Here is a 14,956-nt window from a genome sequence, read left to right as displayed (position 1 = left end):
AGAGGTAGTATGAGCGGCATGATCAACGCCAAACCCAAGACGGCGAAAAGCATCTACGACGCATCTTGGTCGGCCTTCCGAAACAAGCTCCGCTATCAAGCGATCACGCACGGAGCGCGGTTCGACGAAGTGACCGAGGCGTTTTTTTACGTAAACAGTTATGCGTGCCATGCGCGCAGCGGCCCAAGCGGGCTGAAAGGCTTGCGAATGAGAGAGTGGCAGTGCGGTGGTTGCGGTTGTGTGCATGATCGCGACATCAATGCTGCGCTGAACATTCTCCGATGCGGACGTGCATCGCCAGTTGTGGGAATCACCCGCCTTCAGGCGGGCGAGGACGTCAAGTCACACCTGCTTCGTTCTTCACCCGCGCTCGGCGATGCATAAGCATCGCCGGCTCATGCCGCGCCCCGTACCGGCTGAAGGGCTTGGAGTTCATCCGCGGAGCGATGACACAGTATCTGCGCGCCCGACGGCAGCCTTCTCAAGGGCGGCGGCGTCGTGTTGCATTTGCCGTCTACGCGCGCGGAGCAGCGCGTGCGGAAACTGCACAGCCCGCCGTTGCCCGAATCCGCCGACAGCGGCGGAAGCGCGCATGCCCCCACGTTGCGATGCGCGTCCAGCCAGCCGCGCTTGAGCGCCGGCACCGAATCCACCAGCAACCCCGTGTAGGGATGATGCGGCGGCTGGTCGAGCAGCTTGCGGTGCCCCGCTTCCACGCGCCGGCCCGCGTACAGCACCACGACCTCGTCGCAGATCGCACGCACCGTGGAGATATCGTGGCTGATGAACATGTAGGACACGCCAAGCTCTCGGCGCAACTCGCGCAACAAATCGAGGATCGCGGCGCCTACGACGGTGTCGAGCGCCGATGTCACCTCGTCGCATAAGATCAGCGACGGCTCCGCCGCCAAGGCCCGCGCGAAATTCACGCGTTGCTTCTGGCCGCCGGACAAACCGCCGGGGCGCCGCGTCGCCGTGGACGCCGGCAGCTTCACGAGATCGAGCAGTTCCCCGATGCGCCGCTTCGCGGCCGCGCCGCGCAGCCCCTTGTAGAACGCGAGCGGGCGCCCCAATATGTCTTCGACCGTATGGCTCGGATTGAGCGCCGTATCGGCGTTTTGAAAGACGAGCTGAATGCGCCGGTATTGATCGGCGGTACGCCCGCTCAGTTGCGCGGACAACGGTTTGCCCTCGAACAGCACCTCCCCGCTCGCACGCTGGACGAGTCCCGCCACGACGCGCGCGAGCGTCGTCTTGCCCGATCCGGATTCCCCGATCACGCCAAGCGCGCTGCCGCGCGCAATCGAAAGATTGACGTCGTCGAGCACGCACACGGCGGGATAGCCGTGCCGGTCGATACGGCCGTAGCCTGCCGCCAAACCGCGGATCTCCAATAACGGTACGCCGGCGCTGCCGCCCGCGGCCGCGGCCGCGGCGCGATCTTGCGTCGACCGTCCCTCCCGGTGGGCGGAAGCCGCGAGCAGCGCCCGCGTATAAGCATGTGCGGGCGCGTCGAGCACCTGATCGACGTCGCCGCATTCCTGCACTTCCCCGCCGTTCAGAACGACGATCCGATCGGCCATCTGCGCCACGACCGCCAGATCGTGCGACACGTATACCGCGGTCGCCCCGACCTCTTTGATGACGCGCTTGAACGCGACCAACACCTCGATCTGCGTCGTCACGTCGAGCGCGGTCGTCGGCTCGTCGAACACGACGACGGCCGGGTCGGTAATCAGCGCCATCGCCGCCATCACGCGCTGCAGCTGCCCGCCCGATACCTGATGCGGATACCGATCGCCGATGCTGTCCGGAGCCGGCAGCGCCAATGCGCGAAACAGCTCGACGGCCTTGGCGCGCGCCGCATCGCGCGTCATCAGGCGATGCAGCAGCGCCGGCTCGATCACTTGGTCCATCAACGTACGCGCCGGATTGAACCCGGCTGCCGCGCTCTGCGCAACGTAAGCCACCGTGCGCGCCCGAAGCGCGCGCCGCCCCGCATCGTCGAGCGCCAACACGTCGGTCGCGCCCACGCGCACCGAGCCGCCGGCGAACGAGCAGCCGTGCCGCGTATAGCCGAGCAGCGACAACGCGATCGTGGTCTTGCCGGAGCCCGATTCGCCGATCAGCGCCAGCACCTCGCCCTTCTTCACGCTGAAGTCGACGCCCTTCACGATTTCGGTCAAGCCTTCGCTCGCGCTGCCGGCGACGATGCGCAAGCCTTTCACTTCGATCATCACGTCGCTCATTTCTGGCCTCCCTGGCCAAAGCCCGCATGGCGGCGCAAGCTATCGATCAGCAAATTCATTCCGACCGTCAGCGTCGCAATAGCGATCGACGGCATCAACACGGCGGGCGCCGCTTGCGACAAGCCGCCGATGTTCTCCCGAACGAGCGAGCCCCAATCCGCGTTCGGCGGCTGCACGCCGAGGCCAAGGAAACTCAAGCCGCTCAACAGCAGCACGATGAAGACGAACCGCAATCCGAAATCGGCCAGCACCGGATGAATCATGTTCGGCAGCACTTCGACGCGCGCGATATAGAAGAGCCGCTCCCCGCGCGCCCGGGCGACGAGAACGTACTCGAGCGTCATCAAATTGACGGCGAGCGAGCGTGAAATCCGGAATGCGCCCGGGATGTACGCCACCGCGGCAATGATCGTCAGCATCGGAATCGACGAGCCGAAGGCCGCGATCGCAACGAGCGCAAGCACCTTGCTCGGGATCGAAATCAAGGCGTCGAAGAAGCGCCCCATGGCTTCGTCCACCCAACGCACGGAAACGGCCGCAACGAGCCCCAAGCAGGTGCCGATACCGCTCGCCAGCACCGCGGCGCCGAGCGCTAGACCGACGGTGTAGCGCGCGCCGATGAGAATCCGGCTCAGCATGTCGCGGCCCAGATAATCGGTGCCGAACGGATGCGCCGCGCTGTAGCCCGCGAAACTGAACGGCGAAGCGAGCGCGCCTTCCTTGTACGGGGCGAGCATCGGCCCGAACACGGCCATCAGCAGCCAGAAGCAGACGAGGGCCAGGCCGATCTTGCCGAACCACGACATGCGGCCTCGCCGCGCGCGGCGCGAACGCTTGACCGCATGAGGCGCCGCCTCGTCGTAAATCTCGGTTCCCGGATGCGGGATGGAGGGTTGGGCGGGGCGATTCATCGTTGACGAAGCCTCGGATTGGAAATGATCTGACATAGGTCGGCCATCAATACGAGTGCGAGATAGGCTGCGCAAAAAACCATGACGCAGCCCTGAACGAGCGGCATATCGCGGTTGGTCACCGCATCCACCATCAGGCTCGCGAGTCCGGGGTAATTGAAAATCGATTCGACGATCACGACGCCGCCGAACAAGTACGACAGACTAAGCGCCACGGCGTTGGCGATCGGACCGATCGCATTGGGCAGCACGTGGCGCAGCACGATGCGCACTTGCGACGCCCCCTTCAGCGACGCCATCTCCACGTAGCCCGAGTTCAGCTGGTCCAGCACGGCCGCCCGGGTCATGCGCGCCATCTGCGCGATCAAGACGCAGCACAGCGTCATCACGGGCATGGCGTAGATGCGGACCAGGTCGCTGAACGAGGAGACCGACGACAGATACGACAGCGCGGGCAGCCAGTGGAGATTGACGGCGAAGATCAACACGGCGATCGTCGCGACGAGGAACTCCGGTACGGCTACTGTCGACAGCGTCAAGAGGTTCAAGGCGCGATCGAGCAGCGAGCCCCGATACATCGCCGACAAAATGCCGATAGCCAAAGCGATCGGCACCGCCACGACCGTCGTCAATCCGGCGAGCATCAACGAATTCGGCAAGCGGGTTTGAATGAGTTCGCTCACGGGCAGGCTGTTCGACAGCGATATGCCGAAGTCGCCCCTGACGATATGAAAGAGCCATTGCAGATACCGCTGCAACGCCGGTTGGTCGAGACCGAACTGATGCCGCAACGCGGCGACGGCTTCGGGCGTGGCGGCCTGGCCGAGCGCCTCCTGGGCGGCATCGCCGGGCAGCAGGCCGGTCATGGCGAATACTATGGCCGAGACGATCAGCAAGGTCAGCAATGCCAGCCCCAGGCGGCTGGCAATGAGCCTATAGGCTTGTCGTTTCATGGATGCTCGTCTCCTTCGTCATGCTTTGCATCTTGTTTCGTCGCCGGTGTCCGAATGCACCTCCCATCCGGACACCGAGGCGTGTTTCGATCAGGCTTCGAGCCACACGTGCTCGGCGAACATGCCGCCCATCAACCCCATCAGCGGGATCGATCCGAGGCCTTTCAGCTTGCTCGTATGCGCATCGAGCGAGCTGAGGAACATCGGAATGCCCAGACCGCCCTTCTCGTGCACGAGCACTTGCATGTCGCCGTAGATCTTCTTGCGCTTCGCTTCATCGGGCTCGCTGCGAGCCGCCAGCAGCATCTGGTCGAATTGCGGATCCTTCCAGTTCGCTTCGTTCCACGGCGCGTTGGACGCGAAGAACTGCGTGAACAGCATGTCGGCGGTCGGCCGCGCGTTGATGTTGCCGTAGCTGAGCGGGTGCTTCATCCAGTGATTGGACCAATACCCGTCGGCGGGCACGCGCATCACCTGCAAGTTCAGGCCCGCTTGCGGCGCGGCTTGTTGCAGCAGCATGGCCATGTCGACCGAGCCGTCGGCGGCCGGCGATGCGAACACCTGCAGCGGCGTGCTGCCGAGGTTCGCCTTCTTGAAGTAGAACTTGGCCTTGTCCGGATCGAACTTGCGTTGCGGCAAGCCGGCGAAGTAGTACTTGTTGGTCGGATCGATCGGCTGATCGTTGCCGATCGATCCATAGCCCTGGAAGACGGCCTGGCGCATTTGATCGCGGTTTTGCAGATGCATGAGCCCGAGCCGGAAATCCTGGTTGCCCGTGATGCCGCCTTCGTTGCGCATGATGAGGTCGGTGTATTGCCCCGTCTTCGTCTCGAGCACCGCAAAACCGGGCGTCCCTTTGATGCGGCCGGTCGACTGCGGGCTCACCTGGTTGATGAGCTGCACGTCGCCCGAGAGCAACGCATTGACGCGCGCCGCTTCGTCGCTGATGCCGATGAGTTCGATCTCATCCAAGTGCGGCAGCCCAGGCTTCCAATAATGCTCGTTTTTGACGACGACCGTATGCACGCCCGGCGTGAATTCCTTGAGCGTGAACGGGCGCGTGCCCACGGCCGTTTTAGTGTAATCCTTCGTGCCGTCCTTGACGATCAGGAAATGCGCATCGGCCAGGATGACCGGAAAATCGGCGTTCGGGCCCGACAACGTGATGGTCACTTCGTTCGGTCCGCTGGCTTTCACGTCGCTGATTTGATCGGCGAGCGTCTTGGCCTTCGAGGCGGTGGCCGGATCTTTGTGGCGCATGAGCGAATAGACCACGTCGGCCGGCGTCAAGGCTTTGCCGTCGTGGAATTGCACGCCCGAGCGCAGCTTCACGACCCACACTTTCGTGTCTTGCGTGTCGAACGACGTGGCGAGCGCCATGGTGGCGCCCAGGTGCGAATCGAGTTCGGTCAGGCCGTTATAGATCATGTTGCAGCGCACGTAGTCCGTCGCGAGCGCGCCTTTGGCCGGATCGAGCGTGTCGGCCGTCGACGACGACTGCGTGGCCACGCGAATCTTGCCGCCCTGCTTGGGCGTGCCCTGCGCTTGCGCGGACGCGCTGGCGACGAGCAGGCCGCCGCCCGTTACCGTGACGAGGCCGGCCGCCATGAGCGCGCGCAGCGCATCGCGGCGCGACGCGCCCTTCGCGGTCAACTGTTCGAGCGTGGTCTCGGCCCCGACAGCACCGTATTGTGAGGTGTCCTTTTTCATTGCACTTCTCCGCGATGTAAGCCAAGGCTGGCAAAAATAGTTAACCGGCGGTCAACTCGATGATTCAATCAGCGCCTTCGTTCGGCGATCGCCGATGTCAATAAAAGACATCCTTGATCCGGTAGTACGTGCCGACGATCGGTAAAAACCAGGGCTTGCCCGTATGCCCCGGAATGGCGGGCCACGACAAATCCCGCCATGGGTTGGCGTCCTCTCGGCCGCCGATGACCTCCGCCATGACTTGCCCCATGTGCGTGGACATCTGCGTGCCGTGGCCGCTGTAGCCCAGCGAGAAATACACGCCGTCGTGCTGTCCGGCGCGCGGCAAGCGATCGGCCGTCATGTCGACGAGGCCGCCCCAGCAGTAGTCGATGCGCGCGCTCGCCAGCGATGGAAACAGTTCGGCCAAGCTGCGCTGCAAGATGCGCCCGCTGCGTTCGTCGGAGGGCTGCTCCGACGCCGTGAAGCGCGCCCTTCCGCCGAATACGAGCCGGCTGTCGGCCGTGACGCGGAAGTAGTTGTGCATGAGCCGCGTCGTCGTATAGGCGCGCCGGTTCGGAAACATGCGCGCTACGACGTCCGCCCCGAGCGGCTCGGTCACGATGATGAAAGATCCGATCGGTGCGATGCGCCGCCGATACCAGGCGAACGGGCCATGCTTGGACGGGCCGGTCGCGATGAGCACGTTCGTCGCGCTGAGCTCGCCGCGCGCGGAGACCACGCGATACCCGAGCGTGCCCTGCTTGGCGATCGTCGAGACGCCCGCGTGCTCGTGAAGCGTTGCGCCGTAGCGGCGCGCCGCCCGCGCCAAACCGGCGGCGAATTTGCCCATGTGCATCTGGCCGCCGTGACGCTGCAGCAAACCGCCGTGGAACCGGTCGGACTGCACTTCGGCGCCGATACGGGAGCGATCGATCAGTTCGATGTTCGAATCGACTTCTCGATGAATGAGCTCGGCGGTCTTGGCCAAGTGCTCGTAGTGATGCGGCTTCGAGGCTAGCTTGAGCTTACCCGTCGCGACATAGTCGCAATCGATCGATTCCTCGCGAACGAGGCGCTCGACGGTGTCGACGGCCGAGGCGTAGGCAAGGTAATACCGTCGCGCGCGCTCGAGCCCGATCTTCCCGACTAGCGCGGAAAAGTCCTGCGCCACGCCGGTGTTGACGTGTCCGCCGTTGCGCCCCGAGGCGCCGCCGCCGATCCGTCCGGCATCGAGCAATGCGACGCTCGCGCCGCGCCGGCTCAGCGCGAGCGCGGCCGACAGTCCCGTGAAGCCGCCGCCGATCACGGCAACGTCCACGCGGCCCTCCACGGGCCCTTCATCGCCGAGCGGCGTGGCGGGCGCGGTATCGAGCCAGTAGGACTCTAACTTCATCGTGGGTTTCCTCGTTCGATCTCTAATGCGTTCAGCCGGCCGCGCCGCTGGAAGCTAGGGGTGCTCAGGTCGCGCTTCAAAGGCTGTTAATGCCTGCGTCGTGAATACATTTAATCAATGCAAAAACAAAAATGCTTTCAATTTGGAGGGCGACCGCCACACAAAGCGCTCGTTTTGCCCCGGCGCGACAGCAGAGTCTGCGGCCATTCGGGTGCACCCTTAGCGCGAGGCGCACCGGCCGGTGCGCCGCCGCTTCGATCAACCGTTCAGGTCGATCAGCACGCTCTTGAATCTAAGGTTGGCTTCGTAGGCTTGCTTGCCGAGATCCTTGCCGATGCCCGAGCGCTTGTAGCCCCCCGTCGGAATGACGAAGTCGTTCGAGCGGCCATAGCGGTTGACCCATACCGTACCGGCCTCGAGCTTTCTCACCAAGCGCAGGGCGCGGCCCACGTCGGCGGTGTGAACGCCCGCCGCGAGCCCATAGTCGGCATGGGCCGCCAGTGCGAGCGCCTCGTCTTCGGAATCGAAGGTTTGCACGGTCAGGACCGGGCCGAAAATCTCTTCTCGCACCGCCGTGCTGTCGGCGCTCACGTGTTCGAGGATCGTCGGGGCGTAGTAGGCGCCGCCGGCGGGGGCGCCGGTTTCGACGCGCCGTGCGCCGCAACGCGCCTGCGCACCTTCTTCCAGCGCGGCGCGAACGATGGCGTCGATACGCTGCGCCTGCGGCGTGGAAATAATCGGGGCGAGCGTCGTATCCGCCTCCCAAGTCGCGCCCGCGTTCAATCCTCCGAGGATTCGCTCGATCCGCTCTATGAGCGGCTCGGCGATCGATCGCTCGACGAGCAGACGCGACCCGGCCACGCAGACTTGTCCGGCGTTCGTCGCAATGCCCGATGCAATGCGGCGGGCGACGTCGTCGAGCCGCGGCGCATCGGCGAATACGATCTGCGGGCTCTTGCCGCCGAGCTCGAGCGTGACCGGCTTCGTGCCGGTATGCGCGCACGCGGCCATGATCGCCGCGCCGGTACGCGTCGATCCCGTGAAGGTGACCTTGCCGATGAGCGGATGACGGACCAACGCGTCTCCGGTCGTGCGTCCATCGCCTTGGACGACGTTGAAGACGCCGGCAGGCACGCCGGCCTCGATTGCGAGTTCCGCGAGCCGCAGCACCGAAAACGGCGTCATCTCCGAGGGCTTCAATACGACGGCATTGCCGGCCGCCAAAGCGGGGCCGATCTTCCACGAAGCCATGACGAGCGGAAAATTCCAAGGCGCGATTGCACCGACCACGCCATAGGGTTCGGCGATCGTCATCCCCAGGTGGCCATGATCGGTCGCCGCGACGTCGCCGCCGATCTTGTCGGCGAATTCCGCATAGAAGCGAATGCCTTCGGCCGCGAACGGGACATCCCATGCGAAGGCGTCGCGTACGGGGCGGGTCGAGCCGAGCGCTTCGAGCGGCGCGAGCGTCTTGGAGTCGGCCGCGATCGCGTCGGCGAAGCGGCGCAGGATGCGCGCGCGCTCGCGCGGAGCCATCGTCCCCCAGCCGCTTTGTCGCCACGCGCGCCAGGCGTTGTCGACGGCGTGCGCAACGAGATCGGCGTCGCCTATGGGCAACTCGGCATAGACGCGGCCGTCGGAGGGACGCGCGACGTCGAGGCTCGCGCCTTGCGCCTGTATGTATTCCCCGCCGATGTAATGCGCACCGCGCACGACGATCGCGCCCGGATCGAAGCTGTTCATTAGAGGTTCCTCCCTGGTCTCGGCCGCTGACACCGGCGCCGCGGCACGTCGGCTGCATGGGTGAAATCGTAAGTCGGCAGGCACAGCATATGTCGCCGACAAAATTCGTCCGACGGCAGAACACGCGCGTCGTTGCGTCGCGAACCAGCGAGATTGCATTGCACCAAAAACGGCGCGCGGCGCGTCTTTCCGATGAAAAGATCGTCCTAGTCAGGCCGCGTGGCCCATGACACAGTTCGTACCAATCAAGATCACGAGGGGGTGTGCGTGTCCGACTCCATTCAATACAGGCGATTCACCGCGGCGGATATCGCTGCCGCTCACGCGCTGACCGCCGAACTCAAATGGCCGCATCGCGCGGAAGACTGGCAATTCGTCGTCGGCCTAGGCGAAGGCTTCGTCGCGGAGCGCGACTCGCGCGTCGTCGGCACGGTGCTCTGCTGGAAGTATGGGGAGCGAACTTCGTCGGTCGGCATGATCATCGTCTCGCCGGCCCATCAGGGCTTCGGCATCGGCCGCAAGCTCACCGAGATGGCGTTGGAAGCGCTCGGCGCGCGAGCCACCGTCCTCCACGCGACTCCGGCCGGGCGGCCGCTGTATGAAAAGCTCGGTTTCGCGCCCATCGGCACGCTCGACCAGCATCAAGGCGCCGCGCTGCAGCCGCCGCTGTTGCCGCTGCCCGCGCGGGAGCGCTTGCGTCCCCTCGGCGTGAACGACACGTCGCGTCTGATCGAGATGGCGTCGCGCGCGAGCGGCCTCGACCGCTCGTCCGTGCTGCCGGCGCTGCTCGAATCCGCCGAAGGCATCGGTCTCGACCGCGATGGCGAGCTGATCGGCTTTGCGCTGTTTCGGCGGTTCGGACGCGGTCGCGCGATCGGCCCGGTGGTCGTACCGCGCGACGAAGATTCGGTGCGCGCCAAAGCGCTCATCGGTCACTGGCTGGCCTCGAACCCCGGCATGTTCATCCGCCTGGATACGCCTGGCGACAGCGGCCTGACCGACTGGCTCGAATCGCTCGGCCTCACGCGCGTCGACACCGTCGTCAAAATGGTGCGCAATCCCGAGCACATGCCCGGCCCCGATGCCGAATTCGCCCAATACGGCATCATCAACCAAGCGATCGGCTAACCCGCGCGGCCCCGACGCAGCGTCAGCAGAAAATGCTGACGAACGGGATCAAAACGCGCGCCGTGCACTTTCCAGGGGCGTTTTTCGGAAACGAAGCGGGGTGCGCCGCCGCTACTATGGAATCGTCATCGTTCCTACTCACACAGGGCCGTCACCATGTCGATTTCCTCGCTGATCGAAGCCGATCGCAAGCACCTGATTCACCCGGTCGTCAACTATCGCGCGCACGAGGCGCGCGGCGTCACTATCCTCGAATCGGCGCACGGATCCTTCGTGCGCGACGCGCAAGGCAACGAATTGCTCGATGCGTTCGCGGGCCTGTGGTGCGTCAACGTGGGCTATGGTCAGCAAAGCATCGTCGAAGCCGCGTGCGCGCAAATGAAGAAGCTGCCTTACGCAACCGGCTATTTTCACTTCGGCTCCGAGCCCGCGATCGAACTCGCCGCGCAGCTCGTCGAGCGCAGCCCCGCTTCGCTCCAGCACGTGTATTTCACGCTGGGCGGATCAGATGCCGTCGATTCGGCCGTGCGCTTCATCACGCACTACTTCAACGCGATCGGCAAGCCGGGCAAGAAGCAGTTCATTTCGCTCGCGCGCGGGTATCACGGCTCGTCGTCGGTCGGCTCGGGCTTGACCGCTCTGCCCGCCTTTCACCGCCATTTCGATCTTCCGCTGCCGAGCCAGCACTACATTGCGTCGCCCTATGCATACCGGAACGACTTCGCCGACGATGCGGCCCTGATCGCGGCCTCGGTCGCCGCGCTCGAAGCGAAAGTGGACGAACTCGGCGCGCAGCACGTCGCGGCGTTCTTCTGCGAGCCGATCCAAGGCTCGGGCGGCGTCATCGTGCCGCCGGTCGGCTGGCTCAAGGCCATGCGCGATGCATGCCGCAAGCTCGGCATTCTGTTCGTGGCCGATGAAGTCATCACGGGATTCGGGCGCACCGGGCCGTTGTTCGCGTGCGAAGCGGAGGGCGTCGAGCCCGATTTGATGACCGTCGCCAAAGGGTTGACGGCAGGGTATGCGCCAATGGGCGCGGTGCTGATGTCGGACGAGGTGTATCGCGGCATCGCCGACGGCAGCCCAGAGGCCGCGATCGGCCACGGCTACACCTACTCGGCGCACCCGGTCAGCGCCGCCATCGCACTCGAAGTGATGCGGCTCTATCACGAAGGCGGCCTGCTCGCGAATGCGGCGGCGCTCGGCCCGCGCGTCGCGCAGGGCCTGGACGCGCTGCTCGATCCCCCGCTCGTGGGCGATTCGCGCCATCGCGGCATGCTGGGCGCGCTCGAACTCGTCTCCGACAAGGACACCAAAGCCGGCTTCGACGCCGCGCTGAAGCTGCCCGAGCGCATCGCGGCCGCCGCCTATCGCAACGGGCTGATCTTCCGCGCCTTCGGCGACAACATCCTCGGGTTTGCCCCAGCGTTGTCCTACACGGCAGGCGAATTCGATTTGCTGTTCGAGCGCCTGCGCCGCACGCTCGACGACGTGCTGGCGCAGCCCGATGTGAGGGCGGCGATGGATAGTGGAACGCGCGTGACCGCGTGCTAAAGTAATCGCTCACCGTTAGTGGTATGACTCGGGCAACGATACGATGACGATGAGCGGCGACAGCAAGCTTGATCGGATCGATTTACGGATCCTTTCGCAACTTCAGAAGCGTGGACGCATTACGAACGTCGAACTTGCCGATGCCGTCGGCCTTTCGCCGAGCCCCTGCTTGATACGGGTCAAGCGGCTCGAGAAGGCCGGCTACATCGTCGGCTACGGCGCGCAGATCCAGCTCGAGAAGCTCGGCGACGTGCAGATCGTTTTCACCGAGGTGACGCTGGCCGATCACCGGCGCGAAGACTTCGTGCGCTTCGTCGCCGCGATCAAGGATGTCGACGAGATCATCGAATGCCATCTCGCGAGCGGCGGATACGACTATCTGCTCAAGTTCGTCACACGCAGCGTCAGCCACTATCAAAGCGTGATCGAAGGCTTGCTCGAGCGCGATATCGGCATCGAGAAATACTTCAGCTACGTCATCATCAAATCGCCTTTCGTGAAAACGCACTATCCGCTCGAGGTGCTGTTTCGGCATTCTTGAAGCAGCGCAGTCGGTCATCGACATCGCTTTGTTCGCGTCTCGCTTCATGCGATTCGCGATGGACTACCTATTTCGCTCATTCCATACTTGGAGGCATTTGCATCATGGCTGGCACTTATCGAATCGCCGTGATTCCCGGCGACGGCATCGGCACGGAAGTCATGCCGGAAGGTTTGCGCGTGCTCGACGCGGCGAGCCGGCGTTTCGGCATTGCGCTCGAATACGAGCATATCGACTGGGCCAGCTGCGATTATTACGAGAAGCACGGGCAGATGATGCCCGACGACTGGAAAGCGCAGTTGCTGCGCTGCGATGCGATCCTGTTCGGGGCCGTGGGTTGGCCGGAGCGCGTGCCCGATCACATTTCGCTTTGGGGCTCGCTGATCAAGTTCCGGCGCGAATTCGACCAGTACATCAACCTTCGTCCGGCCCGGCTGTTCGAAGGCGTGCCCTCGCCGCTCGCCAACCGGCGCGCCGGCGACATTGACTTCTGGATCGTGCGGGAAAACACCGAAGGCGAGTATTCGTCGGTGGGCGGGGTGATGTTCGCCGGCACCGACCGCGAGTTCGTCGTGCAGGAATCGATCTTCACGCGCCGCGGCAGCGAGCGGGTGCTCAAGTTCGCGTTCGATCTCGCGCAGCGCCGAGCGAGAAAGAAGCTGACCGTCGCGACGAAAAGCAACGGCATCGCGCTCAGCATGCCGTGGTGGGACGAACGCGCGGCCGAGGTCGCCGCCGCTTATCCCGACGTGACGTGGGACAAGCAGCATATCGATATCCTCTGCGCGCGCTTCGTGCTCAATCCCGACCGCTTCGACGTGGTCGTGGCGACGAACCTGTTCGGCGACATCCTGTCCGATCTCGGTCCCGCCTGCACGGGCACGATCGGCCTTGCTCCGTCGGCGAACCTCAACCCCGACCGCGCGTTCCCGTCGTTGTTCGAGCCCGTGCACGGTTCGGCGCCCGACATCGCCGGCAAGAACATCGCCAATCCGATCGCCATGATCTGGTCCGCGGCCATGATGCTCGACTTCTTGGGGCAGCACGGCGGCAAGGAGCGGGAAGCGCACGACGCCATCCTCGCCGCGATCGAAGCCACGCTGCAAGAGGGCCCGCGCACGGGCGATCTGGGCGGCAAGGCAAGCACCGACGAAGTGGGCGCGGCCATCGCCGAGCGCGTCGCCCGCGCATGAAGCGCGCGGCATGACGCCAGCGCTCGCCAAACGACCAACGACCAACGACCAACGACTTAGACCATACGAGAGGAGTCTCGAACATGACGCGCATCTTCACGCCCGAAGCGTTGATTCGCACGGAAAACTTCATCGGCGGCCAATGGGTGCCCGCCGTAGACGGCAAGCGGTTCGCCGTGACCGATCCGGCAAACGGCAAGACGATCGCCGAAGTGACGGACAGCCACGCCGCCGATGCGCGCGCGGCGACCGACGCCGCCGCGGCCGCCCTGCCCGCCTGGCGCGATACGCTGCCCAAAACGCGCGCCGAGATTCTGCGGCGCTGGCACGCGCTCATCGTCGCGAATCAAGACGCGCTCGGCGCGCTGATCTCGCGCGAGCAAGGCAAGCCGCTGGCCGAAGGGCGCGGCGAAGTGGCTTACGGCGCGTCGTACGTCGCGTGGTTCGCCGAGGAAGCGACGCGCATCTACGGCGATTTGATTCCGCAGCAGCAGCACGGCAAGCGCATGAGCGCGGTCAAGGAGCCCATCGGCATCGTCGCCGCGATCACGCCTTGGAATTTCCCGCTCGCGATGATCGCGCGCAAGATCGCGCCCGCATTGGCCGCAGGCTGCACGGTGGTGGGCAAGCCCGCCGAGGACACGCCGCTCACGGCGTCGGCGCTCGTGCTGCTCGCGCACGAAGCGGGCGTGCCCCCGGGCGTCCTGAACCTCGTCACGGCCTCACGCGATCGTGGCATCGACGCCGTGGCCGACTGGCTGCAAGACAGCCGCGTACGCAAGATCACGTTCACGGGCTCGACCGCCGTGGGCAAGTACTTGGCGCGCGAATCGGCCGGCACGCTCAAGAAACTTTCGCTCGAATTGGGCGGCAACGCCCCGTTCATCGTGTTCGACGACGCCGATCTCGATGCAGCAGTCACGGGGCTGCTCGCCGCGAAATTCCGCAACGGCGGTCAGACTTGCGTCAGCCCCAATCGCGTCTACGTGCAAGCCGGGGTCTACGAACGTTTCGCCGCGCTGCTCGCCGAGCGTGTGAGCGCATTGAAGGTTGGCCCCGCCAGCGACCCTGCCACGCAAATCGGGCCGATGATCAACGCGCGCGCGGTGGACAAGATCGCACGGCATGTGGACGACGCGCTCACGCGCGGCGCGCGGGTCGTGACGGGCGGCAAGCGCCTGCCCGAACTCGGCGTCAACTTTTTCGCGCCGACCGTCCTGGCCGATGCGAACGCCAGCATGCAGCTATGCGACGAAGAAACGTTCGGCCCCGTCGTCCCCCTCTTTCGCTTCGACAACGAGCAAGAGGCCGTCGATGCGGCGAACGCCACGCCCTTTGGACTCGCGTCGTACTTTTACAGCAACGACATGAAGCGGGTCGAGCGTGTGTCGCGCGCACTCGAATCAGGCCTTGTCGGCATCAACGAAGGGGCGATTTCGAGCGAGGCGGCCCCCTTCGGCGGCGTCAAGGAATCGGGCTACGGTAGGGAAGGCTCGAAGTACGGCCTCGACGATTATCTGTCGATCAAGTACGTATGCCAGGGTAATCTGGCGTAGCGACCCGACGACGCCGAACCGGATGAGCGGGCTGAGTGCAGGC

At 64.8% G+C, this 14,956-nt stretch carries 11 protein-coding genes and 1 pseudogene; 6 read left to right on the top strand and 6 right to left on the bottom strand.

The features are described 5' to 3' along the window. Positions 1-3: 3 nt before the first annotated feature. Positions 4-384, top strand: a pseudogene (locus ACTHNR_RS20980) (zinc ribbon domain-containing protein); the annotation flags it as partial. Between the two features lie 11 nt (positions 385-395). Here ACTHNR_RS20980 and ACTHNR_RS20975 read toward each other — a convergent pair. The 6 genes from ACTHNR_RS20975 to ACTHNR_RS20950 form a co-directional block, all read right to left on the bottom strand. Further along, positions 396-2,249 carry an ABC transporter ATP-binding protein gene (locus tag ACTHNR_RS20975; protein WP_440549580.1) on the bottom strand — a complete coding sequence of 618 codons (1,854 nt, stop codon included), beginning with the start codon at positions 2,247-2,249 and terminating at the stop codon, positions 396-398. After that, positions 2,246-3,160: an ABC transporter permease gene (locus tag ACTHNR_RS20970; RefSeq protein WP_440549579.1), complete on the bottom strand. Its 915-nt coding sequence runs from the start codon at positions 3,158-3,160 to the stop codon at positions 2,246-2,248. The genes ACTHNR_RS20975 and ACTHNR_RS20970 overlap by 4 nt, the downstream gene beginning before the upstream one ends. Next, positions 3,157-4,113 carry an ABC transporter permease gene (locus tag ACTHNR_RS20965; protein ID WP_440549578.1) on the bottom strand — a complete coding sequence of 319 codons (957 nt, stop codon included), beginning with the start codon at positions 4,111-4,113 and terminating at the stop codon, positions 3,157-3,159. The genes ACTHNR_RS20970 and ACTHNR_RS20965 overlap by 4 nt, the downstream gene beginning before the upstream one ends. A gap of 90 nt (positions 4,114-4,203) precedes the next feature. Further along, a complete protein-coding gene (locus tag ACTHNR_RS20960; RefSeq protein ID WP_440549577.1) occupies positions 4,204-5,823 on the bottom strand; it encodes an ABC transporter substrate-binding protein in 1,620 nt (539 codons plus the stop codon). A 97-nt stretch (positions 5,824-5,920) separates the two neighbouring features. Continuing rightward, positions 5,921-7,198, bottom strand: a complete 1,278-nt coding sequence (locus ACTHNR_RS20955; RefSeq protein ID WP_440549576.1) for an NAD(P)/FAD-dependent oxidoreductase — start codon at positions 7,196-7,198, stop codon at positions 5,921-5,923. Between the two features lie 258 nt (positions 7,199-7,456). After that, positions 7,457-8,941, bottom strand: a complete 1,485-nt coding sequence (locus ACTHNR_RS20950; RefSeq protein WP_440549575.1) for an aldehyde dehydrogenase family protein — start codon at positions 8,939-8,941, stop codon at positions 7,457-7,459. Positions 8,942-9,208: 267 nt separating this feature from the next. Here ACTHNR_RS20950 and ACTHNR_RS20945 point away from each other — a divergent pair, with 267 nt between their 5' ends. From ACTHNR_RS20945 to ACTHNR_RS20925, 5 genes are all read left to right on the top strand, one after another. After that, complete coding sequence (locus ACTHNR_RS20945) at positions 9,209-10,069, top strand: GNAT family N-acetyltransferase (RefSeq protein WP_440549574.1); 861 nt, start codon at positions 9,209-9,211, stop codon at positions 10,067-10,069. Between the two features lie 156 nt (positions 10,070-10,225). Then, positions 10,226-11,623 carry an aspartate aminotransferase family protein gene (locus ACTHNR_RS20940; RefSeq protein ID WP_440549573.1) on the top strand — a complete coding sequence of 466 codons (1,398 nt, stop codon included), beginning with the start codon at positions 10,226-10,228 and terminating at the stop codon, positions 11,621-11,623. Positions 11,624-11,672: 49 nt separating this feature from the next. Then, the gene (locus tag ACTHNR_RS20935) at positions 11,673-12,164 is read left to right on the top strand and encodes an Lrp/AsnC family transcriptional regulator (protein WP_440549572.1); all 492 of its coding nucleotides are present in this window, start codon (positions 11,673-11,675) and stop codon (positions 12,162-12,164) included. A gap of 104 nt (positions 12,165-12,268) precedes the next feature. Beyond that, complete coding sequence (locus tag ACTHNR_RS20930; protein ID WP_440549571.1) at positions 12,269-13,357, top strand: tartrate dehydrogenase; 1,089 nt, start codon at positions 12,269-12,271, stop codon at positions 13,355-13,357. A gap of 83 nt (positions 13,358-13,440) precedes the next feature. Continuing rightward, the gene (locus ACTHNR_RS20925; RefSeq protein WP_440549570.1) at positions 13,441-14,913 is read left to right on the top strand and encodes an NAD-dependent succinate-semialdehyde dehydrogenase; all 1,473 of its coding nucleotides are present in this window, start codon (positions 13,441-13,443) and stop codon (positions 14,911-14,913) included. Positions 14,914-14,956 lie beyond the last annotated feature (43 nt).

It is taken from the genome of Trinickia sp. (assembly GCF_051954495.1).
In the GTDB taxonomy this organism is placed as follows: domain Bacteria; phylum Pseudomonadota; class Gammaproteobacteria; order Burkholderiales; family Burkholderiaceae; genus Trinickia.
The sequence above is the reverse complement of the archived record's forward strand: the minus strand, read 5'-3'. Positions and strand labels throughout refer to the sequence as shown.